27 protein-coding genes and 1 pseudogene are annotated in these 26,895 nt (G+C 71.2%); 17 read left to right on the top strand and 11 right to left on the bottom strand.

Translation table 11 applies throughout. The features are described from left to right. The first annotated feature begins 11 nt into the window (after window positions 1-11). The 3 genes from ACFSL4_RS28115 (at window position 12) to ACFSL4_RS28105 (ending at window position 2,935) form a co-directional block, all read left to right on the top strand. Window positions 12-953 carry a DUF1707 SHOCT-like domain-containing protein gene (locus tag ACFSL4_RS28115; protein WP_381088715.1) on the top strand — a complete coding sequence of 314 codons (942 nt, stop codon included), beginning with the start codon at window positions 12-14 and terminating at the stop codon, window positions 951-953. A 380-nt stretch (window positions 954-1,333) separates the two neighbouring features. Continuing rightward, window positions 1,334-2,722: a DUF445 domain-containing protein gene (locus ACFSL4_RS28110; protein WP_381088712.1), complete on the top strand. Its 1,389-nt coding sequence runs from the start codon at window positions 1,334-1,336 to the stop codon at window positions 2,720-2,722. 30 nt (window positions 2,723-2,752) lie between these two features. Further along, complete coding sequence (locus ACFSL4_RS28105) at window positions 2,753-2,935, top strand: hypothetical protein (protein ID WP_381088709.1); 183 nt, start codon at window positions 2,753-2,755, stop codon at window positions 2,933-2,935. A gap of 51 nt (window positions 2,936-2,986) precedes the next feature. Here the strand turns inward: ACFSL4_RS28105 and ACFSL4_RS28100 are convergent, their stop codons facing one another. The 3 genes from ACFSL4_RS28100 to ACFSL4_RS28090 all read right to left on the bottom strand — a co-directional run bounded on the left by ACFSL4_RS28100 (window position 2,987) and on the right by ACFSL4_RS28090 (window position 4,717). Continuing rightward, the gene (locus tag ACFSL4_RS28100; RefSeq protein ID WP_381088706.1) at window positions 2,987-3,502 is read right to left on the bottom strand and encodes a levansucrase; all 516 of its coding nucleotides are present in this window, start codon (window positions 3,500-3,502) and stop codon (window positions 2,987-2,989) included. A 106-nt stretch (window positions 3,503-3,608) separates the two neighbouring features. After that, window positions 3,609-4,178, bottom strand: a complete 570-nt coding sequence (locus ACFSL4_RS28095; RefSeq protein WP_381088703.1) for a DinB family protein — start codon at window positions 4,176-4,178, stop codon at window positions 3,609-3,611. A 236-nt stretch (window positions 4,179-4,414) separates the two neighbouring features. After that, window positions 4,415-4,717: a hypothetical protein gene (locus tag ACFSL4_RS28090; RefSeq protein ID WP_381088700.1), complete on the bottom strand. Its 303-nt coding sequence runs from the start codon at window positions 4,715-4,717 to the stop codon at window positions 4,415-4,417. A 195-nt stretch (window positions 4,718-4,912) separates the two neighbouring features. On the opposite strand from ACFSL4_RS28090, the gene ACFSL4_RS28085 reads away from it, so the two are divergent. From ACFSL4_RS28085 to ACFSL4_RS28065, 5 genes are all read left to right on the top strand, one after another. Continuing rightward, window positions 4,913-5,329: an Hsp20/alpha crystallin family protein gene (locus tag ACFSL4_RS28085; protein WP_381088833.1), complete on the top strand. Its 417-nt coding sequence runs from the start codon at window positions 4,913-4,915 to the stop codon at window positions 5,327-5,329. A gap of 111 nt (window positions 5,330-5,440) precedes the next feature. Next, window positions 5,441-5,959: a DUF2267 domain-containing protein gene (locus ACFSL4_RS28080; protein ID WP_381088697.1), complete on the top strand. Its 519-nt coding sequence runs from the start codon at window positions 5,441-5,443 to the stop codon at window positions 5,957-5,959. A gap of 311 nt (window positions 5,960-6,270) precedes the next feature. After that, entirely contained in the window at window positions 6,271-6,912 is a 642-nt protein-coding gene (locus tag ACFSL4_RS28075) for an ATP-grasp domain-containing protein (protein ID WP_381088694.1), read from the top strand. Between the two features lie 172 nt (window positions 6,913-7,084). Beyond that, window positions 7,085-7,558 (top strand): carboxymuconolactone decarboxylase family protein, encoded by a 474-nt coding sequence (locus ACFSL4_RS28070; RefSeq protein ID WP_381088691.1) that lies wholly within the window; start codon window positions 7,085-7,087, stop codon window positions 7,556-7,558. Window positions 7,559-8,077: 519 nt separating this feature from the next. Then, on the top strand, window positions 8,078-8,896 hold the full coding sequence (locus ACFSL4_RS28065) for an SAM-dependent methyltransferase (RefSeq protein WP_381088689.1): 819 nt from the start codon (window positions 8,078-8,080) through the stop codon (window positions 8,894-8,896). A gap of 96 nt (window positions 8,897-8,992) precedes the next feature. Here ACFSL4_RS28065 and ACFSL4_RS28060 read toward each other — a convergent pair whose 3' ends face one another. Together ACFSL4_RS28060 and ACFSL4_RS28055 are read right to left on the bottom strand one after the other, a co-directional pair. Next, complete coding sequence (locus tag ACFSL4_RS28060) at window positions 8,993-9,271, bottom strand: DUF397 domain-containing protein (RefSeq protein WP_381088686.1); 279 nt, start codon at window positions 9,269-9,271, stop codon at window positions 8,993-8,995. A 2-nt stretch (window positions 9,272-9,273) separates the two neighbouring features. Beyond that, on the bottom strand, window positions 9,274-10,122 hold the full coding sequence (locus ACFSL4_RS28055; protein WP_381088683.1) for a helix-turn-helix domain-containing protein: 849 nt from the start codon (window positions 10,120-10,122) through the stop codon (window positions 9,274-9,276). A gap of 196 nt (window positions 10,123-10,318) precedes the next feature. Here ACFSL4_RS28055 and ACFSL4_RS28050 point away from each other — a divergent pair, with 196 nt between their 5' ends. Continuing rightward, window positions 10,319-10,999: an ATP-binding protein gene (locus tag ACFSL4_RS28050; protein WP_381088681.1), complete on the top strand. Its 681-nt coding sequence runs from the start codon at window positions 10,319-10,321 to the stop codon at window positions 10,997-10,999. 368 nt (window positions 11,000-11,367) lie between these two features. Here the strand turns inward: ACFSL4_RS28050 and ACFSL4_RS28045 are convergent, their stop codons facing one another. From ACFSL4_RS28045 to ACFSL4_RS28035, 3 genes are all read right to left on the bottom strand, one after another. Then, a complete protein-coding gene (locus ACFSL4_RS28045) occupies window positions 11,368-12,783 on the bottom strand; it encodes an SRA domain-containing endonuclease (RefSeq protein ID WP_465269769.1) in 1,416 nt (471 codons plus the stop codon). Between the two features lie 144 nt (window positions 12,784-12,927). Then, complete coding sequence (locus ACFSL4_RS28040; protein WP_381088674.1) at window positions 12,928-13,938, bottom strand: hypothetical protein; 1,011 nt, start codon at window positions 13,936-13,938, stop codon at window positions 12,928-12,930. A gap of 119 nt (window positions 13,939-14,057) precedes the next feature. Continuing rightward, window positions 14,058-15,533, bottom strand: a complete 1,476-nt coding sequence (locus ACFSL4_RS28035) for a glycoside hydrolase (protein ID WP_381088671.1) — start codon at window positions 15,531-15,533, stop codon at window positions 14,058-14,060. A gap of 252 nt (window positions 15,534-15,785) precedes the next feature. Between ACFSL4_RS28035 and ACFSL4_RS28030 the strand changes: the two genes are divergently transcribed. Further along, window positions 15,786-16,574: a class E sortase gene (locus ACFSL4_RS28030; protein WP_381088668.1), complete on the top strand. Its 789-nt coding sequence runs from the start codon at window positions 15,786-15,788 to the stop codon at window positions 16,572-16,574. A 3-nt stretch (window positions 16,575-16,577) separates the two neighbouring features. On the opposite strand, the gene ACFSL4_RS28025 is transcribed toward ACFSL4_RS28030, so the two are convergent. Next, entirely contained in the window at window positions 16,578-18,017 is a 1,440-nt protein-coding gene (locus ACFSL4_RS28025; protein ID WP_381088665.1) for an MFS transporter, read from the bottom strand. A gap of 169 nt (window positions 18,018-18,186) precedes the next feature. Between ACFSL4_RS28025 and ACFSL4_RS28020 the strand changes: the two genes are divergently transcribed. The 3 genes from ACFSL4_RS28020 (at window position 18,187) to ACFSL4_RS28010 (ending at window position 20,002) form a co-directional block, all read left to right on the top strand. Then, window positions 18,187-18,729: a winged helix-turn-helix transcriptional regulator gene (locus ACFSL4_RS28020; protein ID WP_381088662.1), complete on the top strand. Its 543-nt coding sequence runs from the start codon at window positions 18,187-18,189 to the stop codon at window positions 18,727-18,729. Window positions 18,730-18,827: 98 nt separating this feature from the next. Next, window positions 18,828-19,142 carry a DUF6412 domain-containing protein gene (locus ACFSL4_RS28015; protein ID WP_381088659.1) on the top strand — a complete coding sequence of 105 codons (315 nt, stop codon included), beginning with the start codon at window positions 18,828-18,830 and terminating at the stop codon, window positions 19,140-19,142. 104 nt (window positions 19,143-19,246) lie between these two features. Further along, window positions 19,247-20,002: a YidC/Oxa1 family membrane protein insertase gene (locus tag ACFSL4_RS28010; protein WP_381088830.1), complete on the top strand. Its 756-nt coding sequence runs from the start codon at window positions 19,247-19,249 to the stop codon at window positions 20,000-20,002. Between the two features lie 182 nt (window positions 20,003-20,184). Here the strand turns inward: ACFSL4_RS28010 and ACFSL4_RS28005 are convergent. Then, window positions 20,185-21,381 (bottom strand): annotated as a pseudogene (locus ACFSL4_RS28005) (RNA-guided endonuclease InsQ/TnpB family protein). 153 nt (window positions 21,382-21,534) lie between these two features. Between ACFSL4_RS28005 and ACFSL4_RS28000 the strand changes: the two are divergent. Then, complete coding sequence (locus ACFSL4_RS28000; RefSeq protein ID WP_381088656.1) at window positions 21,535-22,392, top strand: fumarylacetoacetate hydrolase family protein; 858 nt, start codon at window positions 21,535-21,537, stop codon at window positions 22,390-22,392. Between the two features lie 85 nt (window positions 22,393-22,477). Here ACFSL4_RS28000 and ACFSL4_RS27995 read toward each other — a convergent pair whose 3' ends face one another. Then, window positions 22,478-23,566: a Gfo/Idh/MocA family protein gene (locus tag ACFSL4_RS27995; protein WP_381088653.1), complete on the bottom strand. Its 1,089-nt coding sequence runs from the start codon at window positions 23,564-23,566 to the stop codon at window positions 22,478-22,480. Window positions 23,567-23,675: 109 nt separating this feature from the next. On the opposite strand from ACFSL4_RS27995, the gene ACFSL4_RS27990 reads away from it, so the two are divergent. The 3 genes from ACFSL4_RS27990 (at window position 23,676) to ACFSL4_RS27980 (ending at window position 26,769) form a co-directional block, all read left to right on the top strand. Next, the gene (locus tag ACFSL4_RS27990) at window positions 23,676-24,767 is read left to right on the top strand and encodes an ROK family transcriptional regulator (RefSeq protein ID WP_381088651.1); all 1,092 of its coding nucleotides are present in this window, start codon (window positions 23,676-23,678) and stop codon (window positions 24,765-24,767) included. A gap of 162 nt (window positions 24,768-24,929) precedes the next feature. Next, window positions 24,930-25,823, top strand: coding sequence for a hypothetical protein (locus tag ACFSL4_RS27985; RefSeq protein WP_381088648.1), 894 nt, complete (start codon window positions 24,930-24,932; stop codon window positions 25,821-25,823). A 166-nt stretch (window positions 25,824-25,989) separates the two neighbouring features. Then, complete coding sequence (locus tag ACFSL4_RS27980; protein ID WP_381088645.1) at window positions 25,990-26,769, top strand: HAD-IIA family hydrolase; 780 nt, start codon at window positions 25,990-25,992, stop codon at window positions 26,767-26,769. The last annotated feature ends 126 nt before the right edge of the window (window positions 26,770-26,895 follow it).

Below are 26,895 nucleotides of genomic sequence, written 5' to 3'. Positions count from 1 at the left end.
GGCTGACGCCCATGACCGACGCTGTGCCTTCCGGGGAAGGCGACGGCCGGCGGCCGTCGCCGTGGGACCCCGGCACCCCCGTTCCGGAGTTGCGCGCCTCCGACGCCGATCGTGAACGAGTCGCGGAGGTCCTGCGGGACGCCCTCGCGGAGGGCCGTCTCGACATGGAGGAGTTCGAGGAGAGGCTGGAGGCCGCCTACAAGGCGCGCACGTACGGGGAACTGGCCCCGATCACCCGGGACCTTCCGTCGGCGGGTGTCACGGCGCCGTCCGTGTCCCTGAGCAAGGAGCCCGAGCCGGGCGGGCCCTGGGCGGAGCGCATCCTCGGCGGCGAGGGCTCGTCCACGGGGGCCGTCGCCGTCATGTCCGGCTTCCAGCGCAAGGGCCGCTGGACGGTGCCCAAGCGGTTCACCTGCTTCGCCTTCTGGGGCGGCGGCGAGCTCGACCTCAGGGAGGCGAACTTCGCGGACCGCGAGGTGGAGATCAACTGCGTCGCGATCATGGGCGGGGTGAACATCATCGTGCCGCCCGGGGTCGAGGTCGTCGTGCGTGGCGTGGGGATCATGGGCGGCTTCGACCAGCGTGAGGACGGTGTGCCGGGCGCGCCGGGCGCGCCGCGCGTGGTCGTCACCGGGTTCGCGTTCTGGGGCGGGGTGGCCGTCGAGCGCAAGCTGACCCGCGCCGAGCGGCAGCGGCTGAAGGAGGAGCGCCGCCGGGAGAGGCTGGACCGCAAGGCCCCCCGCAAGGAACTGCACGGCTCCCCCGCGGAGGACCTGCTCGACATGCACGACACCCACCTGGAGGCCCTGGAAGCCCTGGAGGCGCACCGCGAGCTGATGGGTGAACGCGTCAAGGAACGCAGGGAGCGGCACCAGGAGCGCCGCGAGGCGCAGCGGGAGCGCCGGGAGGCCCGACGCGAGGAGCGCGACCGGCGACGGCACCGGGGCTACTGACGCAGTGACCGGTGGGGCGGGGTGGCTGGTGTCGTGACCGGTGGGGCGGGGTGGCTGGTGTCGTGACCGGTGGGGCGGGGTGGCTGGTGTCGTGACCGGTGGGGCCGGGTGGCTGGTGTCGTGACCCGCGGGGCGGGGTGGCTGGTGTCGTACGACGGCCCTGACGTGCGTACGGCCGAGAACGTCACGGCCGAAGCGGCCCCGGAAACCCGGTGGGGCTCCCGGCCCTGGTTCCGGCCGGAACCCCGCAGTACCCCCGATTGCGACCCTGAAATGTCCCCGATTCCTCCCGCTCCGGACAGATGCCGGGAACTCCCGGTCCGTTCCGGGAGTCCGTCGGGAAGGGACAATGTGTACGGGGGACGCGAACGGTGGAGCGGATGGAACGCAGGAAGACGGACGACGCGACGGCCCCGGGGCGGCGAGCCCGCCCCGCGATCGCCACCAGCCGGGCGACGACGTCCACCACGAGCCGGGGGGCGACGACGTCGGTCGCGAGCCGCGCGATGACGTCCTTCAGCCCCGCCGACGAGGAGAAGCGCCGCGGCGTACGCCGGATGAAGAGCACGGCGACCGGCCTGCTGCTCCTGGTGGCGCTCGTGTACGCCCTCGCCAAGTGGGCGCAGGACTCGGGCGCGGGTCCGTGGGCCGGGTATGTGGCGGCGGCCGCCGAGGCCGGCATGGTCGGTGCGCTCGCCGACTGGTTCGCGGTCACCGCGCTCTTCAGGCACCCGCTCGGCCTGCCCATCCCGCACACGGCGATCATTCCCACCAAGAAGGACCAGCTCGGCGTCTCCCTGGGCGAGTTCGTCGGCGAGAACTTCCTCTCCGAGGGCGTCGTGCGGCAGCGCCTGCGAGCCGTCGGCACGGGCAGCCGCCTGGGCGCCTGGCTTGCCGAGCCGGCGCACGCGGACCGGGTGACGGCGGAACTGGCGACGGCCCTGAGAGGCGCGCTGACCGTGCTGCGCGACTCGGACGTCCAGGCGGTCGTCGGCGAGGCCGTCACCCGCCGCGCCGACGCCCAGGAGATCGCGCCCGGCCTCGGCAAGATGCTGGAGAAGGTCGTCGCGGACGGCGGCCACAAGCGGGTCGTCGACCTGGTCTGCGTCCGCGCTCACGACTGGCTCGTCCTGCACGACCAGCAGGTCATGGACGCCGTCCAGGGCGGCGCCCCCGGCTGGACCCCCCGCTTCGTCGACAGGAAGATCGGCGAGCGGGTCTACAAGGAGCTGCTCCGCTTCGTCACCGAGATGCGCGACGCGCCGTCCCACCCGGCGCGCGGCGCCCTCGACCGGTTCCTCACCGACTTCGCCTCCGACCTGCAGTCCGACACCGACACCCGCGCCCGTGTGGAGCGGCTGAAGACCGAGGTGCTCGCCCGCGGCGAGGTCCAGGACCTGATCGCCTCAGCCTGGACGGCGGTCCGCTCCATGATCGTCTCGGCGGCCGAGGACGAGCGCAGCGAACTGCGGCTGCGCGTGCGCGCATCCCTGCTGTCCCTGGGCGTCCGCATGGCGACCGAGCCGAAGACGCAGGCCAAGGTGGACGGCTGGGTGGAGGGCGTGGCGGTGCACGTGGTGACGACGTACCGCAAGGAGATCACGTCCCTCATCACGGACACGGTCGCCGGCTGGGACGCCGAGCACACCACGCGGAAGATCGAAGCGCACATCGGCCGCGACCTGCAGTTCATCCGGATCAACGGCACGGTGGTCGGTTCCCTCGCCGGCCTGCTGATCTACACCGTGTCGCGGGTGCTCGGAGCGTAGCCGGCGGCGGGACGGGCACTCGGGTCGAGCGTGGTGCCACCGGGCGCCGCCGAGGAGGACTGTGTCCGTCCAAGCGACCAGATCGGCACGTCCCCGATGTGCACGGCGGGGCTTGCGGCGGTGCTGCTCGCCATCCCGGCGGAACGGCGCTCACCGGAGGACATCGTCCGGCCGCTGACGGCGGCACCGGCACCCGCGGAGACGGCGCTCTAGGGGCCACGGGCCACGGGCCACGGGCCGCGACCCCTGGGGCGCCTACGGGCCCTACACGGCGTAGAAGTACCGGGTGCTCTTCTCGACGAAGTGGGAGGCGTAGACGCGGCCGATGGCGGGTTTGCCGCGGTACATGCCCACATAGCGCTGCCTGCTGTCGACGACGACCGGCCGGGCCATGCAGGCGAACCGGTTACGCTGCTGGGCCTCGGCCCAGTGCACGGCGGCCGGCTCGACGAACTCGCTCACCAGGACGGGGAAGGCGCCCACTCCGGTCTGCAGGCCCACGGGCAGCCCGCCCTTGGTGTCCCGGGCGTACTTCAGCACGCTGCCGGTGAAGCTCTCGATGGCCTGCACGGTGATCTGGGGCACCGCCGCGGCCACCGTGAACAGGTGCAGGTTCGTGGCCATCCAGCGCATCCGGAAGTCGGACCGCCGCCCCACGAGCACGGCGGTCCCGGCCCAGTCCTCCCACCGCGTCGTGCACCCGTCGGCCGTCAGCCGGCCCTCCAGCGCGGCGAGATAGCCCATCGACGCCGACTGCTCCCCATACCCCTGCCCGTACATGGGTGTGATCCTAAGGGCGCCGTTCCGCGCACGCTCCCCCCGGGCGCCGTCGGGATCCCACGTCAGGTGACGTGCCGGCCGGGGCGGGTGCAAGCCCCGGCCCTCGTCACTGGCCCACCCTTCCGTCGATGCACTCGCGCAACAGGTCGGCGTGCCCGCAGTGACGGGCATACTCCTCGACCCTGTGCACCATCAGCTCCCGAACGGCGATCCCGTCCTTCCCCACACGCTCGCCCAGGTCCGGGTGCCCGGCCAGCGCGGCGTCGGTGGCGGCCTGCTCGCGCTCCAGATCGACGTACGCGGCGTCGACCACGGCTTGCTCGGGGACGGCTCCGTCGAAGTCCGCGTCGCGCTTGCCGTACAGCTTGGGCAGCGGCTCCTGGTCGCTGATCCAGTTGCGCCAGTCCCGTTCCACCTCGGCGAGGTGCCGGACCAGGCCGAGCAGCGACATCGTCGACGGTGGAACCGACCGGCGTGCCAGCTGCTCGGGGCTCAGGCCCTCGCACTTCATCCGCAGGGTCATGCGGTAGTTCGTCAGGAAGTCCTGAAGCGTCGCGAGTTCGCCGTCCGGACTGGGACCGTCGCTGTTGCGGGGGTCGGCGTCCGGATCGGCCCACATGTCGGGGTAGACCGTTGCCTGGCTCCATCGTGCGGGTTGGTCATCCATGCGTTCCATGCTCGTCTGCGACGGTCCGGATTCGCCACCGAGTTCTCTCGGGACCCCAGCGGGCCGGGCCGGTACCGCGTCCGCGTCGGTCGGGTGCAAGCCGGCGGAGTCCGGTGCGGTTCGGCAGCGCCCCACAGGGGCGCGGGGAACCGCGCGACCAGCCTGCCCCAAGCTCTCAAGTACGTTCGAGCAGGGGGCACCCCCATCGAACCCGCAGGTGGTGCACCGGGCTTCCCGCGGAGCGCTCAGGCGCGCCGGTCGGCCACCGCCCAAGAGGCCAGCGCCACGGCTCCGGCCACCCCGAACACCGCGGGCCAGGCGCCCACCTTCTTGGCCAGCGGATGCGAGCCGGCGAAGGCGGCGACGTAGGCGGCGCTCAGTGCCCCGGCCGCCGTGCCCCCGGCCTGCCGCCGCCACCGCTGGGCGGCCGCGGCCCCCGCGACGGCCAGCACGGCCCCGCCGAGCTGCCGCTTCCTGGTCCAGCGGGCGACCGCGTACCCGCCGACGAGCCCGCTCGCGGCCACCACTGCCGTAGGAACCTTCGCCATCGCTGCCTGCCTCCCGCTCGTGGGTCTTCTGATCATTCCGCCGAAACGAGGCTAGCCGACACCACCTGCCACCTGGGAGGACACGCACAAGACCCGACAACCTTGAGTCCGGGCTTGTCAACTTTCTGTCTTCGCGCTATATAAGAAGTGTCAGGGCATCGCAACCAGCCACCTCACGAAGGGAAGTGACCCGTGATGCTCATGCGTACCGACCCGTTCCGCGAATTCGACCGCCTCGCGCAGCAGGTCTTCGGCTCCACCACGCGTCCCGCCGCGATGCAGATGGACGCCTACCGGTCCGGGGACGAACTCGTCGTCCACTTCGACCTCCCCGGCATCGACCCCGAGACGATCGAACTGGATGTCGAACGCCATGTGCTGAACGTCCGCGCCGAACGCCGCTCGCAGGCCCCCCACGACGCCGAGATGATCGCGGCCGAGCGTCCCACCGGAACCTTTACCCGACAGCTGTTCCTGGGTGACACCCTGGACACGGAGCGCATCGACGCCTCGTACGACGCGGGTGTCCTGACCCTCCGCATCCCCGTCGCCGAGGAGGCCAAGCCGCGCCGTATCCAGATCACGGGCGGCAAGAAGCAGCTCGGCAGCTGACCACTGCAGAGGCCCGGTCCGCCCCGCGTGCGCACACGCGGGGCGGACCTCGTGACCGGGGTACCCGGGAGGGGACCGGGTGGGGAAGGACAACGGAGGAGTACCCGCAGGATGAGTACGACCATGACGAACGCGGCGGCGAGCGTGCGCGGCAGAACCGCCGCGGCCACGACGAGCCCGACGACGGCCACGGCGAACACGACCACCGGGACGGACACGGCGCAGGCCCGCCCGCCCTGGTCCCGGCTGATCGAGGCGGTGAGGGAATCCGGCCAGTACACCACCACCGCCGAAGCGGAGCACATCACCCGCATCGTGCTCTCCGCCCTCGGCGGCCACGTCATCGGCGACGAGCGCGTGGAACTCGCCCGCCGGCTCCCCGAGGAGGCGGCACGCCTGATCGCGTCCCAGATCCCGGTGACGCGCCCGCTGACCGCGCCCGAGTTCGTGGACGCGGCCGCCACCCGCATCGAGGGCTCCACACCGGCGACGGCACGCTGGGACGTCAGTGCGGTCCTCGGCGCGCTGCCCGACTTCGCGGGCGACGACCTGACCGACCGCATCCTGCGACAACTCCCCTCCGGCTACGCGCTGTTGTTCGGAAAGGCGGAGCTGGCACCGGTGGCCTGACACCATGGGCCCACCCCGCGGGCCGACTCCGGTGCGGCCGTGGTGTCAGCCGTCCCGGCGGCCCGCGTCGGCACAGCGGGCGCCCGCGCGGGGAATGCGGGCGCCCGCGCGGGGAATGCGCCGCGCCACCAGGAACCCGGCGAGGACCGGTACGGCACCGGGAGCTGCACCGGTACGGCGGGCCCCAGGCTGCCGAGATGCGTCCCCGGTCGGGATGTGCTGCTCTGAGAAGAGCGTCACGACGCGTGAGCGGGATTCTTCGGCCACACCCGTCGCGGGTGCCCGGCCGCTCCCCCGAAGGGCATCGCGCCATGCCGAAAGCAGGCACCTTCCCGTCCCCCGCGTCCCCGGGCGGAACGGGGACGCCGCGTGCCCGTGCGGAGCCCGGCAGGATCCCGTCCGACGACCACGCGCTGCTGATGAGCCTTCTGCAGGAGGTCACCGGCGTCGAGTTCCTGCACGGCCTGGACATCCGTCGATCGTGGATCCGCAACGGCAAGGTGTACTGCGACGAGGTCTGCCTCAACGACCTCGACCTCTACATCTGGTACGCGGGGATGGCCCGGGACCCCGGCAGCTATGCCCTGGAGGCCCTGCGCACGCTCAGCCAGGACATACCGGTCGTCCCCGCCCCGGGGCGCTGCGTGACCGGCCTCGACATGTACCGGGCACACCTGTGCCCGTCGCGGGCCGGCCTTCCCGTCCCCGACACGGTTCTGCTCGACCGCCGCGACACGGCCGCCGCACCCGTGATCGCACAGTGGGGCCGCGCCCCGTTGAAACCCCGGCGCGGCTCCTTCGGGCACGGGGTGCTGCTGATCGAGGACTTCGCCACCCTGCGGGACCTGGCGGGCTACCTCGACAGCACACTCGCGGCCACCGCGGAGGGCACCTTCCTCCTCACCGACGGGGAGGACCCCGAAAGGCCGATCGGTGCTCGGCGGCATGCGTAGTCGCGTACCGCGGGCGTGCGCGGGCACCCTGCGGCACCCCGCTGATCACGCCCATCGGCATCCCGCGGAACGAGCGACGCACATCACACCCCCCCGCCCGTCCGGCTGTCACGTCTCCCCGAGTTGATCCGTCAGAGCTGTGTAACCGTCGGCGCACAGCAAGGAGATCATCATGGACGCCCGTCTCAACTACTACGGCAACTCCGTCGCAGCCAAGTTCGCGAAGTACATCAACTCGGCGGGCAAGGTCGTCTCGGACTCGCCGCTTCCTGCCGCGACACAGGAACTGGTGAAGATCCGCGCCAGCCAGATCAACGGCTGCGGCTTCTGCACCGACATGCACACCAAGGACGCCGCGCATGCCGGGGAGACCTCGTTGCGCCTCAACCTGGTGGCGGCCTGGCGGGAGGCGACGGTCTTCACCGAGGCCGAGCGGGCCGCCCTGGAGCTGACCGAGCAGGGCACCCGCATCGCCGACGCCGCGGGCGGCGTCACCGACGAGGCGTGGGCGAACGCCGCCAAGCACTACGACGAGGACCAGCTCGCCGCCCTGGTATCGCTCATCGCCCTCATCAACACCTACAACCGCATGAACGTCATCATCCGGCAGCCCGCGGGCGACTACCAGCCGGGCCAGTTCGGCTGACCACACCCGGCCGCCGCCGGCCGGCGGATCCCACGAACCGATGACGACCGGCCGACCACCGCCACCGACCCCGGGGGGCCGGTCCGTACCGCCCGCGAGGGTACGGACCGGTCCCCGGGCACCGCCGCTCCCGGAGCGACGACGGCCGGACGGCTGCCGCCCACCACGACCTCGGCGACACCTGGCACGAGGCATCGGCCCTCGATGGCCTGGGCTCGGCCCTGCTCGACGCGACCCCGGAGGCCGCCCGCCGCTGGACCGAGGCGCTGAGTCTCCTGGCCGACCACGACGGCCCACGAGCGGTGGCCGGGCGCACCAGCCTGAACGCCGTCCGGCGGAGGCCGGCTGAGCGACCTCGGCGCCAGTCAGCCGGTGCCCGACCGGCCGAGCACCGCCGACACCCGGCCTCAGACCCGTTGCGGGGCGACGAACAAAGCACCGGAGGATGTCGCTGTCCCCAACTTCTGCCGCTAGGTTGCCTCTTGACCGTTCACGGCCGTCTGAACTGGAGGACATCCCGTGACTGAGATTCCCGCCGCGTCGATCGAGGCGCGCAGGCGAATCAAGACCGACCAGCCGCACACGGCCCGGATCTGGAACTACTGGCTGGGCGGCAAGGACAACTACGAGGTCGACCAGGCGGCCGGGAACCAGATCCGCACGCTGCACCCAGGCATCGGCGATTACGCCCGCGCCGACCGGCTGTTCCTCGGGCGCGCCGTGCGGCACCTCGCGGGCGAGTGCGGGATACGGCAGTTCCTCGACATCGGCACCGGCCTGCCCACGGCCGACAACACGCACGAGGTCGCCCAGCGCGTCGCGCCGGAGTCCCGCATCGTCTACGTCGACAACGACCCCATCGTGCTGGCCCACGCCGAGGCCCTGCTGACCAGCACGCCGGAAGGGCGCACCGACTACCTCGACGAGGACCTGCGCAACGTCGAGGCGATCCTGGAACAGGCCGCGAAAACCCTGGACCTCAGCCGACCCGTGGCGCTGATGCTGCTCGGCGTCGTCATCTTCATCGAGGACAACGAGGAGGCGTACGGCATCGTGCGGCGCCTCATGGACGCGCTGCCCACGGGCAGCCACCTTGTCCTCTCGCACACCATCACCCGGCCGGACATGCCGGACGTGGACGCCGCGGTGGCCTTCTGGAACGAGCACGGCACGCCGAAGCTGACCCAGCGCACCCCCGCCGCCGTCACCCGCTTCTTCGACGGGCTGCAACTCCTCGAACCCGGCGTGGTGTCCTGCAACCGGTGGCGCCCGGACAACGGCGAGGCCGACCTGCCCGCCGAGGTCGCCATGTTCGGTGGCGTGGGACGCAAGGCCTGATCGCTTCGGCCGAGCAGGGGCGGGATGCCTGGCTCCGCCCTCCGTGGAGGACGCGGCCCGTCCCGCCACAGGAGAAGCCTGCTATCACGCGGACGATCACGACAGCCCCGGGCGTGTCCGCGCCCGGGCATCCGGGCGAGCTGACCCGGATCGCGACCCGGCAACCCGGCGACCCGCCTCGCCCACGGCCGTGGACCCTACGAAGTCACGCCACGCCTGCGCCCCCACGGCGACGACGGGCCCGCCCCTGTACTTGGAGTCGCGTACCAGAGCGCCTTCGCCCGTAACCGCGCACTCGACGCATTCACCGCCCGCGCCGTTGCTGTACGACGACGTGGACCATATCGGGCGGTCGCCCCCCTGGGTCTCTGCCATGCTCAGTTCGCGTATTCCTTCAGGATGGACTTGATTAGTCGGCTGGAGCGCTGAGGACTCAGGGCCGCGGCTCGGAGACCGTCGAAGGCTCTGGTGTATTCACGCACATGATGCTCGCCCTCCAGATAGATCGCATCCGTGATGCCGTCGCGGTACACGATGTCCGGATCTCCTTGATCGGGGAAGCCGAGCATGGTGAAGGAGCCTGTGGCCGGATAGGTACCCGAGTCGAAGGGGAGGAGTTGCAGTGTCACGCTGGGCAACTCGGCCGATTCTAGGACACGTTCGAGCTGCTCCCGCATCAGCGGCCGGTCCCCGATGACATTGCGGACAGCGCCCTCGTTGACGATGAACCAGGCGTCCGGGGCCGAGGGGCGAGTCAGCATGGTCTGGCGCTCCATGCGCACACGAACCGCACGGTCGATGTCCTCGGGAGACATGTGCGCACCCGTCCTGTGGAGTTCGGTGGCGTATGCGGCCGTCTGCATGAGCCCGGGGAGTAGCTCGCACTGATACTGGCGAAGCGTGGAAGCATCCTGCTCCAGGCCGATGTAGATGTTGAACCATTCGGGCACACCCGCGCCGTGGACTTGCCACCAGCCCCGCGTCTTCGCTTGCCGAGCCAGGGACTTCAAAAACTCACGCATCTCGTCGCCGGTGCCGTAGAACCGGCACAGGGCGTCGACGTCGGAGGGCTGGACCCTGCCGCTGCCCGTCTCCATCCTGTTGACCTTGGAACCGCTCCAGTCCAGCGCTTCACCAACCTGCGCGCAGGTCAACGCGCTCCTCTCGCGGAGCTTCTTCAGCTCAATGGAGAGACGGCGACGGCGCGCCGTCGGGGAACCTGCCATCTCAACTCACCTTCACTCAGCGAGCATTCAGTCTCGCGCCAGAGCTTGTTCCTGCCAATCACTCGGAAGTGGGAATCTCGTGCTGCACATTGCATGAAGGGATGTGCGCACCTCACTCTGATAGCAACACAACTCGCCGTGAGTACTCGTAACGCTTCGTGTCTCTGCCCGACCATCTGCGACGAGAGAGGTCTTCGTGAGCCAGGAACCCTGCATGCTACGAAAGCCGTGGGACGTGGCCTTTACTGCTGAGCCCGTGGAGGTGGCCGCCTTGCGCCGCATCATGCGGCTGCACCTGGGGACGTGGGGATTGCACGACCTCACCGACCCGGCCCAACTCTGCGTGAGCGAGCTGGTGTCCAACGTCATCACGCACGTCGGTCATGGCACGCCGGCCACCCTGGCGGTCTCCATGAACGGCAACCATCTGCGCATCGAGGTCCACGACCCGGACACACGTGCCCTCCCTACTCTCATCGACGCGGGCTCCGACGCCGAGGTAGGACGCGGCATGGCCCTCGTGGATACGGTCGCCGACCGCTGGGGTGTCCAGCTCCACCCTGACCGGAAAGTCACATGGTGCGAGCTGGCCACAGGGCTCACCTCGCCGAACGGCCATGTGGGAACCGCAGGTGTCACCCGTGCCGAGGCCCTTCTCGGTCTGTATGCGGCGACAAGGCTGCCGAGTAAGCCGATGTCGAGCAGGTTGAGCGCGGCGATGGCCCAAGAAGCGGTGATCGATGTTGTGACGGACTTTCTCCACTGGCTCCGGGCCCATGGCTGTGACGCGGACGAGGCCCTGGACCGTGCGCAAACGCGCTTCGAGGCGCAGATCGAGGAATCGAGGGCCTATCGTGTCGAACCATGCGGTAAGTAAGCAGTCGGGCAGCAGGGACCAGTACGGGTCCCTCGCCTCTCGTGGCGAGGGCCGAGTACGTCCATACATCGGTCGAAAGCTCGTGCTGGAGCTCCCGCGTGATCGTCCTTCTCGGCGTGACGCTGTGCACGACGGGCCTACCACCCTGGCCAACCGCGCATTCGCCTCCCTACTCTTGATCACTGCGTCCGGCGAGGCCCGATCGAGCCACCTCCAGCATTGCCACGGTGTTGACTAGGTCCCGGCTGAGCCGCGTCAGCCCTGTCGGACGGAAGCCGGCCCGGCAGACGAGCCGCCGCCTGCCGCCGTCCGGGAGCTTGATCTCGCTGCTTCTGCACTCGGTATGAGACAAAGCTCCGCGACAGAACCTAGCTTCCCTCCATGAAGGCTCGGTGGCGGTCGCGAGCTTCATCGAGGAGCCTCTGTTGCAATGGCCGCCGGTTCCTGCCTCGCGTCTTGAGTGCGTGGCAGTTCGGGCAAAGCGCGATCATGACTTCAGGGGTGTCCTGTCCCGTCTTGGCTAGGCCATTGACGTGGTCGACCTCGAGAATCGGTTCATCAGCGTCTGTGTGCTCGAGTGGGTGCCCCAGGCAGGAGGGGTTTTCGCAGCGGCCTCCGCTGCGGAGTACCACTGCTTCCCGGGCAGCGGGCGAGCGCAGGTATCGCTCCACTTGCGCGAGCTTGGATTGTCGGGTTCGGCCGACTGCTGTGCGATGGGCGGCTGCTGATAGCCGCTTGTACTTCTCGCGGGCACTGGTCGGCTGCCGCTCCGCGCTTGAGTTTAGTTCCAGGGGGATGACATCGAGTGAGTCGTCGTGAAGCTGCCCGTCATCCTGTTCGAGGGCTTCGAGCACTTCCGGAGACCACGTCTCTCTTAGCGGCGAGGGGACAGGGGCGAGGATCCAAACGAACTCTCTGCGCTGCTGACCGTCTTGTCCACGACCCCAACGTCTCCGACGCTGGACGATGACAGTCCAGGTCTCGAACGTCCAGTGGCCCTTGTAAGGCTTGTGCCAGTAGCGCAAAGCTTTCTGCTGCTCCTGGTACTCCGCCATCCTGCGGTTGCCCGCAGTCAAGGTTTGGTCGCCCGACAAACCATCGCCAGTGTAGGCAATCCAGTCCATCGCTGGGAGGCGTTGGTCAGCGTAAGGGCCCTTGTCGTCCGAGTAGACGGTGAGGATGCCATCTGCGAGAGGAGTGATTCCCAGGACGCGATTGCCGCCGTAGACATCGGCGATTGCATTGCGGTGTGCATACGGCTCTCCAGGAACTGGGCGCAAGGAGGTGGCAATCTGGCCGGCCACCAACTCCTTCACCCCCAATGCTTCTAGCATCATGGGGGGAGTGGGGGAGAAAAACCGTAGGAGCAACGTACTGACGGCCCATGCCGCCAACTCCGGGTCCTCTGACAGCCGGGTGTAGTCCTCCTCGCGCAGCCCAGCGAGAGGGTTCGCCTCATCCAGGGCCGACAGTTGTGGGGGCCGTCGCCCTTGACCTGTCAGAGCGAGGTCCTCGGACTCCGCTATCTCCCAGAGCTTGTCTCGTTGCAGCGCCCAGAAGGGATACAGCACATCCAGTTGGCCATCGGACGAGCCGGCGAACGCGACGAGCAGCGGCCCCACTGCCTCCTTGACCACCGACCAGGAGTGCTGCCGCGGACGCCCATGTACGGCTTGGGCGATGGCCCAGAGGAGCAGGAGCGCGCGGTGGACTGGTTGACCTGGTCGACGGTGGGCTGGTTGCAGCTTCCCCAGTCGCTCGATCAAGTCCCGTCTGTCGGCCACTTCCCCGCTCCAGTCAGATAGTCCTATTGATAGGACTATCTGACCAGACGGCACTGGCGTTGTGCGACATCGATGGGCTCTTCGCGGACGCACCTCGGTAGTGGAAGCCGCGGTGTCCGAACGAGGAGGACGCGAGGCCGTGAATCAGCCCCCGTGACACCCCTCATACGCCCGCCCCGACCCGCACCAGCAAGCCGCTCCCCGCTCCGGCGGCCAGGTCACCGCCCGCCCCCGGGCCGCCAGTGTCGTCGCGTACTGGGGCAGGAGCGCCACGTCCGCCGGTGACGTGCCCTCCGACGCCGCGAACGCCTCGTACGACGGGACCGTGCCCGTCACGATGCCCAGGTTCCACGTGCCCGAGGCGGACAGTTCCCGAAGTGAGGCCTCTATCGTCGCCAGGTGCTCCTCGTGTGAGGAGTACTCGGCGGCCAGCGTCGGGTACGCCGACACCAGCTCGTCCAGTTCGGGTGCCGGCCAGTGCAGGACCGCCACCGGGAACGGGCGGGACAGGGCCTCGCGGTAGGCGCCCAGCTCCGCGCGCAGGCGGCTGATCTCGGCCTCCAGTTCCGCCGGGTTGTCCGAGCCGAGGGACCAGATCCGTTTCGGGTCGTGGAGCTCGTCCAGCGAGACCCGGGAGGAGTGGAGGGAGTCGGCCACGGCGTCCCACTCGTCGTGGGGCGCACCCAGCATGCGGCGGACCCGGTGGCGGCCGTACAGGAGCGGGTGGGTGGACTGCGGGGGGTTCGCCGCGTCGGCGACCAGGAGCCGCAGGCCCGCCGTGAACGTCTCCTCCGCCGCCTCCAGCTCGTCGTGCGACTCCAGCGACTCCGCGACGATCACCCAGGGGGCCGGATGCCGGGGAGCGGCCGCGCGGACGCCTTCGATGATCGCCCGTGCCTCGGCCTCGTGGTCGTACTCCCACAGGTTCGACGCCTTCAGCGCGCGTACCAGGTGGGGGTCCTCCAGCGGGTCGGGAGAGGACAGCAGGCGGTCGTACAGCGCGGTCGCGGCCGGGCGGTCGCCGGCCAGCTCCCGGTGGGCCGCGGCCTGCAGCAGCAGGTGTTCCGCGTCCTCGGGATACAGGCCGGCGGCCCGCTCCAGGCGCGCTGCTTCGGCGTTGTGGTCGACGTTCTCGGCAGGCGTGTCGGGGCGCATGAGGGACACCGTACTGCCGCCGGCCGACACAGGAGAGAGATTCGCAGGCCAGGGGGCGGAGGGGCGGTGCGTACGGCACCCGCGCGCCGGGGCCGGTGCGGCCGCGGCGCGCGACGCGGCTACGCCGTCACACCGTCCACCTGCAGCGTCTGGACCGCCCCCGCCGCGAACGGCACGCTGACCGTCCTGCCGTCCAGGTAGGTGTCCGTGTGGGGCGTGTACAGGTCGCCGCCACCGCCCGTCAGCGTGTTCCAGCGCGGGACCACACCGCCCGTGCCGCCGGTGACCGTGGTGAAGCGGGAGAGGTCGAAGGTCAGGGTCTGGGCGGAGGACGCCTTGTTCGCCGCCACGATCACCAGGCGTTTCGCCGACCTGTCCAGGGCGGCGACCGCGTAGTCCACACCCGTGTCGACGATCGTCATACCGGGACGGATGTGGCGGCTGAACTGGGCCATCACGTAGTACTTCGTCTGCACCGAGCCCGGTTGCAGCGTGCCGGCGTCGTAGGCGATCATCGCCCAGCCCGCGCTCGGGTCCATCACCTGCCAGTAGACCCATGCCGTCGGGTGCAGCCACCGGAAGTCGAGGAGCAGGTTGGCCGCCAGGGTCAGCCCGGTGGCGTCGCCGTCGCCCGTCTCCGAGTTCCACAGGCCCTTGCCCGCCGTCGTCACCACGTCCGTGTACAGGAGGTCCCTGCGGCCGCCGGACCCCTGGTAGCCGTGGACGTTCACCCGGTCGACGCAGGACTTCGCCGTCGGGCTGAAGGAGTTCCAGGTGGTGCGCGCCAGGTCGTAGCTCGTCTCGTCCGATGCCGAGATGTGCGTGCCTTGCATGCCGCGCTTGTCCAACTCGCTGCGCAGGTACGGCAGTACGGCCGACTGCACGGACGCGTCGAGGTGGCAGCCCTCCTGGGTGCCGGTCGCGGTCCACCAACTGGAGGACGGCTCGTTGAACGCCTCGACCGTCGTGAAGGTCACGCCCCAGGTGTTCTCGGCGTAGAGGGCCACCGACGCCAGGTGCGAGGCGTGCTGGCGGTGGTTCCAGGACTGGAGGTTGTTGCCGCCGTCGGAGGCGCCGGACGGGTTGTGGTTGTTGCACATCCACCACATCGGGGAGTTGGCGAACAGCTCGCTGACCGCGCCTCGTCGCGTCGCCTTGACGAGCATCGCGCGCTGGGTCGCGTCCGCCGTCCAGTTCCAGGTCGAGGCGGTGGGGTCCTCGTTCGTCCAGTCCTGCCAGTAGCCCTCGATCTGCTTGAAGGACGGGATGTTGGGGGAGGCGACCATGCTCTCGCCGCCCACGCTGTTCCAGCTGCACGCGCCGAGGTTGTAGCGGGCGATGTTCAGGCCGAGGCCGGGGAGGGTCCGGCCGCCGTACGCCACCGACTTGGTGGTGAAGAAGATGTCGGCGAAGTCGTCCCGGGTCCCGAAGACGTTGGCCCACCAGGCGAGGGATGTACCCCAGCCCTCCCAGCTCCCGAATGTGGAGGCCGGGTTGACGGTGATGGCCGTAGCGGCCCGGGCGGTGCCGGTCGCCAGGGCGCTCGAGAGGAGCGTGCCGCCCGCGGCGGCCAGCAGAGTCCTGCGTCGGATCATGGCTTCTCCGCCTCTTCGTGCCGTAAGCGCCGGTCGTCCCCCCGGCGTCGACCGGCTCCGCTGATGCCATCACGAAGGATCGGGTGGGGCGCACGGGTTGTCGAGGGTTCTGACGGCCCTTTCTAAAACGGCTGTGTGAAGTGCCTCCAAGGGCCTCGAAGCACCCCGTCCCGTACCAGGCGGTGCATGGGGGTGGTGACTTGGACGGGTACCCCCTATCGTGCGGGCGGCCCCGGTGAAGGAGGCGTACGCATGCGGGCTCGCGTGGTCGCGCACACCGACCGGCGTCGTCGCGCCCTTCTCCGGCGTGGGCTGTGGAGCGGTGGTGAACTGCTCGTCACCGTCGGCGTCGTGCTGATGCTGCTCGTCGTCCATCAGCTGTGGTGGACCAACCGGGAGGCGCGGCAGGGAGCCGAGCGCAAGGTGCAGGCGCTGGAGCGGGAGTGGGGCGAGCCCGCCGGCCCCTCGGCCGCCGGCTCCTCCGGTGCGCAGGCCGCCGGTTCCTCCGGTGCGCAGGCTGCCGGCAGCCCTGCCAAGGGCACCGGGCGGGGGGAGTCGCGGGCGGTCGCCGTCGTCCGTCCCGCTCTCTCCCGTGCCTACGCCGTCCTCACCATTCCCCGGCTCTCCGTCCGTGTCCCCGTCGCCGAAGGCGTCAGCAAGTCCCGTGTGCTCAACCTGGGGTACGTCGGCCACTACCCGGGCACCGCCCAGCCCGGCGGGGCGGGCAACTTCGCGCTCGCGGGGCACCGCAACACGCACGGCGAGCCCTTCCGGCACCTCGACCGACTGCGTCACGGGGACACCGTCACCGTCGAGACGAAGGCCGCCGTCTACACGTACGTCGTCGACAGGACGCTCCCGCAGACCTCAGCCCGGGACGGGGGAGTCATCGCACCCGTCCCGCGCAGCACCGTGAGGCCGTCGTACGGGTACGACCGTCCCGGCTACTACCTCACGCTCACCACCTGCACCCCGGAGTTCACCTCGCGGTACCGGCTCGTGGTGTGGGGCAAGCTCGCCTCCATGCGGCCCCGGGCGTGAGCCTCAGGCCCGTTCGCGGGGCGCCAGCACCCCGAGCGCGCCCATGAGGGCCAGCCCCGCCGAGACGACCGCGGCGATGTCCGCGCCGTGGGCGAGCGAGCCGCCGCCCGAGGTGACCACGGCGATCGTGAGGGCCACGCCCGCGCAGGAGCCGATGTAGCGGAACGTCTGCTGGGCGCCCGAGCCCATCGCCGCGCGCTCGGCGGGCACCGACTCCACGGCGACCAGCGGGAGCGCGGCGTTCAGCAGGCCGCTGCCGATCCCCCCGATCACCAGTCCGGGCAGCAGCCGGGCCCAGGAGTGCGCGCCGATCGCACCCAGCATGGTCAGCACGCCGGCGGCGTGGAGCGCGAAGCCGAGGGCAAGCTGGTGGCGCGGCGAGACCCGGCCCGCGAGCCGCTTCGCCTGGAGCGCGACCGTGAAGGAGAGCCCGGACCACAGCAGGAGCAGCCATGCGGTGTCCATCGCCGTGAGACCCAGTGCCCGCTGGAGCAGCGCCGGAAGGAAGCTGAACAGGCCGATCACCGCGAGGCCCGTGAACAGTCCGCCCGCGGCCGAGCCGAGGAAGCGGGGCCGGCGCAGCAGGGCGAGGTCGATCATCGGTATGCGGGTGCGGCGCTCGATGACGGCGAAGGCGGCGAGCAGGAGCACGGCCGCCGAGAGGAGCAGGGCCACCGGCGTCCGCAGCCAGCCGTCGCGGCCCAGCGTCAGCGCGGCCACCAGGGACACGAGGGCGAGGCCGAACACGAATGCTCCGGCGAGGTCCGGACGGCCGCCCCGGGGCGCGCGGGACTCGGTCAGCGCCCGGACCGACAGGGCCGCCACGATCAGTGCCGCGGCGCCCAGGACCCCGTAGGCCACGCGCCATGTGGGCATCGCCCCCGCGATCAGCGGGCCCACCGCGATGCCGCCGCTGACGAACGCGCCCCACACGCCGGTGGCGTGCAGCCGGCCCCGCGGGGTCGGGAAGGCGTGCACCAGCAGGCCGAGGCTGCTCGCGAGGATCGCCGCGCTCGCTGCGCCCTGTGCGATACGGGCCAGGGTGAACAGCCAGGTCGACGTCGCGAACGCGCCGAGTGCGGTGGTGAGGCCGAGGGCGAGCGTCCCGGCCAGGAAGATCCGGCGGCGGCCGTAGTCGTCGGCGAGGCTGCCCGCCACCAGGAGCAGCGCGGCCAGCCCCAGCGGGGTGCCGTTGAGCAGCCACGCCTGCGCGGAGACGGAGGTGTGCAGGGCGGCGGCCGTGTCGGGGAGCGTGACCATCGGCGCGGTGTACGCCATCAGTGCCACGGCGGTGGCCGCGCTGGTCAGGGCGAGGGTGGGGGTTGCCCGGGGAGTGTCGTGGGGGGCATGGAGGGTGTGGGGTGCGTGGGTGACCTGAGCGGCTTCGGTGACGGAGGCGGCGACGGTGTGCTCGCCGTGTTCCGTGCGTTCCAGTGGTGACATGGCCTGCGCTTCCGGAGGCGGTTCGGGGGGCGAGTCCCAGGTTCGTTCTCGCAGGTTCGGTCATTGAACCTCGGGCGCGTACGACCGTAGCAGGAAAGGTTCGGTCATTGAACCAAGAGTCAGGAAAGTGGATTCGGTCACCGAACCCGTGTGCCGGAACCTGGCTACAGTGGACGCCATGGCTCTCGGCAAGGACTATGCGACGCAGGAGTGCGCCGTCGCTCGCGCGCTGGAGGTCATCGGCGAGCGCTGGACGCTGCTCATCGTGCGCGACGCCCTGTACGGCGTACGGCGCTACAACGACTTCCTCGTCCACCTCGGCATCCCGCGCGCCGTCCTCGCGGCCCGCCTCCAGAACCTGATCGCCGCGGGGATCCTGGAGAAGCGCCGCTACCAGGAGTCGCCCCCGCGGGACGAGTACGTCCTCACCGAGCGCGGCACGGCCCTGTGGCCCAGCCTGCGGGCGCTCGGCATGTGGGGGCGTGAGCACCTCAGCGGTGCCCGGCTGCGCGTCTTCCGGCACGCGACCTGCGGGACGGACCGGGAACTGGGGCCGTACGGCGAATGCCCCGCCTGCGGAACCGTCGTCCCCGTCCAGGACGTTCAGATGCTGCCGGGACCCGGCCTCGGCCGGAACCCGGCCGACCCGGTCAGCCGGGCACTGCTGCGGCCGAAGCGGCTGCTGCAGCCGATCGAGACCGATCCTGTATAAAGACTGCACGGGCCGCGGGAGTTCCACGGCCACGGTGGTCGCCACAGCGACAGCAGCCGACACCGGCAAGGGTGTTGCGCGAGGGGAGGGAGTCGCCGATGACCCGCTTCCGGGTGGATCTGCGCCCCGCCGCCGTGCTGCTGCTCCTGCTCGTCGAGGTCGCCGTCCTCGACGCCGGCAGCCTCTCGGCCGCCGCCGTCGCACTCGCCGCGACCGCCGCGGCTGGCTCCGCGTTCGCCGTCTGCGCGCTGATCGCCGCGCGCAGCGTGCCCGCCGTGCCGCCGGCCCGGGTGCGCACCGCCATCCGCGACCGCGAGCACCGCACCGCGTTCCTGCCGCAACGGGACCCCGATGCCCGGGGCCGCGCCCGGCCGCGGGCACCGGGGCGGGCCCTTCCGGCGACCGCCGCGTAGGGCACGTCCGCGTCGTGCGCGCGTGACCCCGCGCGGGTCGTCCTGCCGACACCTTCTCCACCCGGCACGACGAGACCCCGGAGGGCTCACCCATGTCCGCGTTCATATCCGTGTTCGGCGGCCTGGTCGAACGGCTGGCCGATCTGCTCCAGCCGCTCTTCCACGCCTCCGCGGCGGCCGCCGCGATCGTCCTGTTCACCGCGCTCGTACGACTCCTGCTCCACCCGCTGTCCCGGGCCGCCGCGCGCGGACAGCGGGCGCGCGCCCGACTGCAGCCGCAGATCGCCGAGTTGCGCACCCGGTACGCCAGGGATCCCGAGAGGTTGCAGCAGGCGGTCCTCGCCCTGCACGCGGAGGAGAAGGTCTCCCCGCTGTCCGGCTGCCTGCCCGGGCTCCTGCAACTGCCCGCGTTCTTCCTCCTCTACCACCTGTTCTCCGACACGACGGCCGGCGGCCGGAGCAACGGTCTGCTCAGCCACGCGTTGTTCACCGCGCCCCTCGGCGACCGGTGGGCCGACGCGCTCGGCCACGGCGGACCCTTCGGGGCGGCCGGGCTCGTCTACCTCGCGCTGTTCGCGCTCGTCGCGGCCGTCGCCACGGTCAACTACCGGCGTACGAAGCGGACGACGGCCGCCGGCCCGGTTCCGAAGCCGGTCCCGAAGCCGGTCCCGACGGTCCCGAAGCCGGTTCCGGCCGGTGGCGGCGAGCAGGTGCCCGGTCTGGGCGCGATCACCAGGGCCATGCCGTTCCTGTCCTTCTTCACGCTGGTCACCGTGGCGGTGGTGCCGCTCGCCGCCGCGCTGTACGTGGTGACCAGTACGACGTGGAGCGCGGTGGAGCGGGCCGTGCTGTACCGCTGAGCACGGTCCGGCGGTCCAGTCCGTGAACGGGGTGTTGCGGACCGGACGTCGGGCCCGGAGGATCGACCGGTCCTCCGACGGCGGCGCCCGGTCCGTGCTCCGGCCCCCGTCGGCAGGCCGTCCGCGACGACCGAGGGAGACTGTGACCTTGACATCCTCCCCCTCGTGAACGAGGGGGATTCCTACGGCTCGCGCCGTGGGGTTTTCTGCTTCGTCGCCGACTGCCCGCCCGGAGTTCTCCGTTGAGGTCTTACACCGGCTCCACAGACAGACACCGCCAGCCCGGCGGCCAGAAGATTCTTCGCTGCGTTCACGTCCCGGTCGTGGGTCGTCCCGCAGTCGCACGTCCAGGTGCGGACGTGCAGCGGCATCTTCTCCTGGAGGGTGCCGCAGGTGGAGCACAGCTTGGAGGAGGGGAAGAAGCGGTCGACCGCGATCACTTCCCGCCCGTACCAGGCCGCCTTGTACTCCAGCATGCTCCGCAACTCCGACCACGCCGCATCGCTGACGGCGCGGGCCAGACTCCGGTTCCTGACCATGTTCCGCACGGCCAGATCCTCGATCACGATCGTTTGGTTCTCACGAACGAGCCGAGTGGTCAGCTTGTGCAGGGCATCGCGCCTGCGGTCGGCGATCCGGGCGTGGACCTTGGCAACCCTCCGCCGGGCCTTGCGCCGGTTGGCTCCCTCGCCCCTGGCCTTCTTCGCCAGACGACGTTGGGCCAAGGCCAGGCGGGCGCGGTCACGCCGCTCGTGCCTCGGGTTGGCGATCTTCTCCCCGGTGGAGAGCGTCAGCAGGTGGTCCAGGCCGGCATCCACGCCCACGGCGTTGCCGTTGGCCGGCATCGGCCTGACGGTGGGGTCCTCGCACAGCAGGGAGACGAACCAGCGGCCGGCCGCGTCCTGGGACACGGTCACCGTGGACGGGTTCGCCCCCTCCGGGAGCGGGCGCGACCAGACGATGTCCAGCGGTGCGGACATCTTGGCGAGCGTCAGCTTCCCCTCACGAAAGCGGAAGCCGGAGGTGGTGTACTCGGCACTCTTGCGGGACTTCTTCTTCGACTTGAAGCGCGGGTACTTCGCCCGCTTGGCGAAGAAGTTGGTGAACGCCGTCTGCAGGTGCCGCAGACACTGCTGGAGCGGAACCGAGGACACGTCGTTGAGGAACGCCAGTTCCTCGGTCTGCTTCCATGCCGTCAGCATGGCCGATGTCTGGTTGTAGTTGACCCGCTCCTGACGCGCCTACGCCTCGGTCCGGGCGGCGAGCGCCATGTTGTAGACCTTCCGCACGCAGCCGAACGTGCGCGACAGCTCCGCTGCCTGCGCATCCGTCGGACAGAAGCGGTACTTGAACGCCCGCTTCACGTGGTTCGCGGTCACCCTTACAAACTAGTACGTCTACTGTTCAAGAACAAAACTGCGGGTCAGAGCACTGCGATCCGCCCTGGCGGCGAATCGCAGCTCCTTGCCCTGCTCCGCAGGAGTCCGTTTCCTCCCCCACCTGAAGGTGGGGGTACCCACGGAGGAATCCTGATGAAGCTGCTGCGAGTCGGTGCGGCGGGGGCGGAGCGGCCCGCGCTGCTCGACGCCGAGGGAACGCTGCGCGACCTGTCGGGTCTCGTCCCGGACATCGACGGAGCGCTGCTCGCCGACGACGCGGCGCTCGGCAGCATCCGCACCGCCGCCGAGTCGGGCGAACTGCCGCGGCTCGACGCCTCCAGGCTGCGCGTCGGTCCGCCGCTCGCCCGCATCGGCAAGATCGTCTGCATTGGCCTGAACTACCACGACCACGCCCGTGAGACCGGCGCCGAGCCGCCCGCCGAGCCGGTCGTCTTCTTCAAGGCGCCGGACACGGTGGTCGGGCCCGACGACACGGTCCTCGTGCCGCGCGGATCCACGAAGACCGACTGGGAGGTCGAGCTGGCGGTCGTCATCGGCCGTACCGCCCGCTACCTGGAGTCGCACGAGGAGGCGCTCGCACACGTCGCCGGGTACGCGGTGGCGCACGACGTCTCGGAGCGGGAGTTCCAGATGGAGCGGGGCGGCACCTGGGACAAGGGCAAGAACTGCGAGACGTTCAACCCGCTCGGGCCGTGGCTGGTGACCGCGGACGAGGTGCCCGACCCGCAGAACCTGTCCCTGAAGCTCTGGGTGAACGGCGAGCTGAAGCAGGACGGCACGACCGCCGAGCAGATCTTCCCGGTCGCCGAAGTCGTGCGGTACGTCAGCCGGTTCATGACCCTGTACCCGGGTGACGTCATCAACACCGGTACGCCGGCGGGGGTCGCGCTCGGGCGGCCCGAGCCGAAGCCGTTCCTCCGGGCCGGTGATGTGGTCGAGCTGGAGGTCGAGGGGCTGGGCCGGCAGCGGCAGGAGCTCAAGGACGCGTAGCGCCTCGGGCGCGCGGTGCGGTCGACGGTGCTCGGCGTTCCCGTCGTGACCGGAACGCCGAGCGACACGCAGGCGACCGAGGCACCTACAGCCTCACGGTGACACCCTCGCGGGCCGAGCGCCGGGCCGCCTCCAGGACGTCCAGGGCCGCGGCCGCCTCCAGTGCCGTCACCGGGGCCGGGCCGTCCTCGCGCAGGGCCTCCGCGATCGCCGCGTAGTACGCCGGGTAGTCGCCGCGGAGCGTCGGTTCGGGGCGGCCGCCGCCGGTCGGCGGGGACTCGCCGGAGCCCACGCGCCCCCACATGGACTCGGGTTCGACGCCCCAGCAGGGGCCCGGGCGCCTGCCCTCGCGCAGCGCCGCCTCCTGCGGGTCCAAGCCGTACTTCACATAGCCCGCGCGGGAGCCCAGCACCCGGAAACGGGGGCCGAGCTGGGCCGCCGTCGCGGAGACGTACAGGTGGGAGCGGACGCCGCCGGCGTGCGTGAGCGCGATGAACGTGTCGTCGTCCGCCTCCGCGCCCGGCCGGCGCACGTTCGACTCGGCGTACACGGAGGCGGCGGGGCCGAACAGGACGAGCGCCTGGTCGACGACATGGCTGCCGAGGTCGTAGAGCAGACCTCCGATCTCCGCCGGGTCGCCGGACTCGCGCCATCCGCCCTTGGGCTGCGGGCGCCATCGCTCGAAACGGGACTCGAAGCGCTGGATGTCGCCCAGCTCGCCCTCGGCCAGCAGTTTGCGGACGGTCAGGAAGTCGTTGTCCCAGCGGCGGTTCTGGAAGACGGACAGCAGCAGGCCCTGCTCCTCGGCCAGCGCCGCCAGCTCGCGCGCCTCGGCCGCCGTCCCCGCGATCGGCTTGTCGACCACGACCGGCAGGCCCGCCTTGAGGGCGGCCGTCGCGATCGGGACGTGCGTCCGGTTCGGGGAGGCGATCACGATCAGGTCCAGCTCACCGGCGCGGGGCCACAGTTCGTCGGACGCGGCGGCCAGACGCACGTCCGGGAACGCGGCGCGGGCCTGCTCCCGCCGCCGCGGGTCCGAGGTGACGACCGTGTCGAGGACGAGGCCGGCGGCGGCGTCGATCAGCGGGGCGTGGAAGACGGAGCCCGCGAGGCCGAAGCCGACGAGGCCCACGCGGAGAGGGGCGGCGGGACCACCCGGGGCTGTGCGCGTCATGGCCCCACTTTCGCAACGCTGTTGCTAAAGTGCAAGGGCAGGCCAGAATGGAGGGCGTGAACAGGATGTATACGGGTCGGCGGAAGGCCGGTGCCGGTTCGGGGGAACCGTGGCGAGCGGAGTGAACCTGCCGGCGCTGCGCAGCCACAACGCGGCCCTCGTGCTGGACCTGCTGCGCACGGCGGGGGAGACGGGGATCAGCCGCCTGGAGCTGGCCGAGCGGACCGGCCTGACCCCGCAGGCCGTCAGCAAGATCACGGCCCGGCTGCGCGCGGACGGCCTCGCGACGGAGGCGGGCCGCCGCGCCTCCACCGGCGGCAAGCCGCGGACGCTGCTGCGGCTGGTGCCCGCGGCCGGGCACGCGGTGGGGCTGCACCTGGACCGGGACGAGGTGCGGGCCGTGCTGTGCGACCTCACGGGCACCGTGGTCGCCGAACGCCGCTCCCCGCTCGACCTGGGCGCGGGCGCACGGAGCGTGGTGGAACGGGCGGCCCTGGAGGTCGAGGGGCTGCCGGGGCACGGGGGTGCGCCGGTGCTCGGCGTGGGTGTCGCTCTTCCGGGGCCGCTCGACCACCGGCACGGGGTGCTGCACCGCGTCACCGGGTTCCCCGAGTGGGACGGCTTTCCGTTGCGGGACGCGCTGGCGCGGCGGCTCGCGGCGCACGTGGTGGTCGACAAGGACACCAACGCCGCCGCGCTGGGACTCGCGCTGGGCGGGGCCGCCGAGGCCGCGGACGGGTCGTTCGCCTATCTGCACCTCGGGACCGGGCTCGGCGCCGGGCTCGTCCTCGGCGGGACCCTGCACCGGGGGCCGCGGACCGGAGCGGGGGAGTTCGGGCACCAGGTGATCCAGCTCGACGGGCCCCCCTGCGGCTGCGGCGACCGGGGCTGCATCGAGGCCCTGTGCCTTGCCGCCGTCGTGCGCGGTGACATGGACGGGGCGGCGCGCGTCCTGGGCACGGGCGCCGCGAACCTGGCGCAGCTGCTCGACATCGACCTGGTGCTGCTCGGCGGCCGTACCGTCGCCGCGCACCCGGAGCCCTTCGTACGGGGAGTGGGCGCCGTCCTCGACGAACGCGCCCGGCGCGAGGGTTCGGGCACCGCCGTCCCGGTGCGGATCGCGCCGGGCGGGGAGCGCGGGGTCGCGGAGGGCGCGGCGCAGCTGCTGCTCGCACCGCTGTTCGGGCGGGCAGGGGGGTGACTCCCGGCGGGCGGCGGTCGGCGCCGGGGACGTCCCCGCCCCGCCGCGGCGCGGCGGGGCGGGCGCGGCCACTGCGCTGATCGAGGGGACTTGGACCGTCGGCTCCGGCTCTCCGGGCGTGGCGTGCCCCGGAGGCCCGCGCTGATGGCCGGTCATAATGTCATGCGACTGTTTCGACTGTTCCTGGTCCTGCCCTTCGCACTCGCCGCCACCGCCCTCCTTCCACAGACCGTCGCCGGTGCGGCCCCGCCCGGTGCGGCCCTCGCCGGTCGGCAGCCCGCCTGCGTCACGCCAACAAACCGTGCCTTCCCCCTGACCACCCGCATCCACGGCGGTCCCGACACCTATGAGCCCGGCGGCGCCGGCCAGACGTGGTTCATCGACCTCAAGAACACGACCGCGCAATCCTGTGGGGGCATCCATCCGGTGGTCGTCCTCGTCGACTTCAAGCGCACGCTGACGGTCGCCCAGCCCAAGCTCGAGTTCTTCGACGGGGGCCGCTCGCACCCGGTCACCTTCGAACACACCGCCCGGGACGAACTGGTCGGCGCGTTCGACGACGGCTTCCCCGGGTTCACGGTCGCGCCGGGGCAGACGCTCGCCGTGAAGGTGCGGCTGGCGCTCGCGCCCGGCACCAAGCCGAACGAGGTCATGGCGAAGGCCGCGATCGTGCAGCGCCAGGGCGGCGACGGGGACTGGGTCGGCGAGTCGAACTACTACCGGTTCCGGATCGGAAGCGGGGACGGCCATGCCGGCGTCCGAGGGGAGACGCCACCGGCGTCCGGCTCGCCGTCACCCTCACACGCGCCCTCGTCCCCCTCGTCCCCCTCATCCCCCTCGTCCCCTTCATCCCCCTCGTCCTCCTCCTCATCCCCCCTCTCGGCCCCACCCCCGTCCTCACTCGCGCCCACCGCCCTGCACAGCCCCGTGGGCAAGGAACTGGCCAACACCGGGCCGCAGCCGCCGCACGGCATCAGTCCGACGACCGTCGGCCTGCTCCTGGTGGCGGGCGGTGGCCTCGTCGCGGCCTGCCCCTTCCTGCTGCGCCGTCGCTGAGACCGCCCGCCGGCCCGGTGTGTGCCGGCGAAGCCGGGGCAGGCCCGCAAACCGGTGCCTGCCCGTCGGGATCGCGGCGGACCGGCCCTGATTACGCTGGGGTCCTGGGCACCCGCCGCCATGCGGGCGTCCCCGGTTCCCCGTTGCGTACGGCAGGAGATCGCGCATGGCAGAGCGCAGGCCCATCGCCTCATGGCTCACTGACATGGACGGTGTGCTCATCCACGAGGGCGTCCCGATCCCCGGTGCCGACTCCTTCCTCAAGAAGCTGCGCGAATCCGGCAAGCCGTTCCTGGTGCTCACCAACAATTCCATCTACACCCCGCGCGACCTGCACGCCCGGCTGCGCCGCATGGGGCTGGACGTGCCGGCCGAGAGCATCTGGACCTCGGCGCTGGCCACCGCCCAGTTCCTGGACGACCAGCGGCCCGGCGGCACGGCGTACGTCATCGGCGAGGCCGGCCTGACCACGGCGCTGCACGACATCGGCTACGTCCTGACCGACTACGAGCCCGACTACGTGGTCCTCGGCGAGACCCGCACCTACTCCTTCGAGGCCATGACCAAGGCGGTCCGGCTGATCAAGGCAGGGGCCCGCTTCATCTGCACCAACCCCGACGAGACCGGCCCGTCCACCGAGGGTCCGCTGCCCGCCGCCGGCGCGGTCGCGGCGCTGATCACCAAGGCGACCGGCAAGCAGCCGTACTTCGCGGGCAAGCCGAACCCGTTGATGATGCGGACCGGGCTGAACACGATCGGGGCGCACTCCGAGAGCAGTGCGATGATCGGTGACCGGATGGACACCGACGTCCTGGCCGGAATGGAGGCCGGGATGCAGACGTTCCTGGTGCTCACCGGGCTGACCACGCCGGAGGAGATCGACCGGTACCCCTACCGCCCCTCCCACGTCGTGTCCTCGATCGCGGACCTCGTCGACCTCGTCTGACGGCTCCCGGCGGCCACCCGCCCGGTGAGGACCGCACGGCGCACAGGGCGGACGCCATCCGGCGCAGCGTGCGGTCCCGTACGGAGTAGCCGAGGGTTCCGTCCGGATGCGCCGGAGTGTCCGGAG

The organism is Streptomyces caeni, assembly GCF_042678285.1.
GTDB lineage: Bacteria > Actinomycetota > Actinomycetes > Streptomycetales > Streptomycetaceae > Streptomyces > Streptomyces caeni.
Note: the sequence above shows the minus strand (reverse complement) of the source record. Positions and strands in the feature narration are given on the sequence as shown.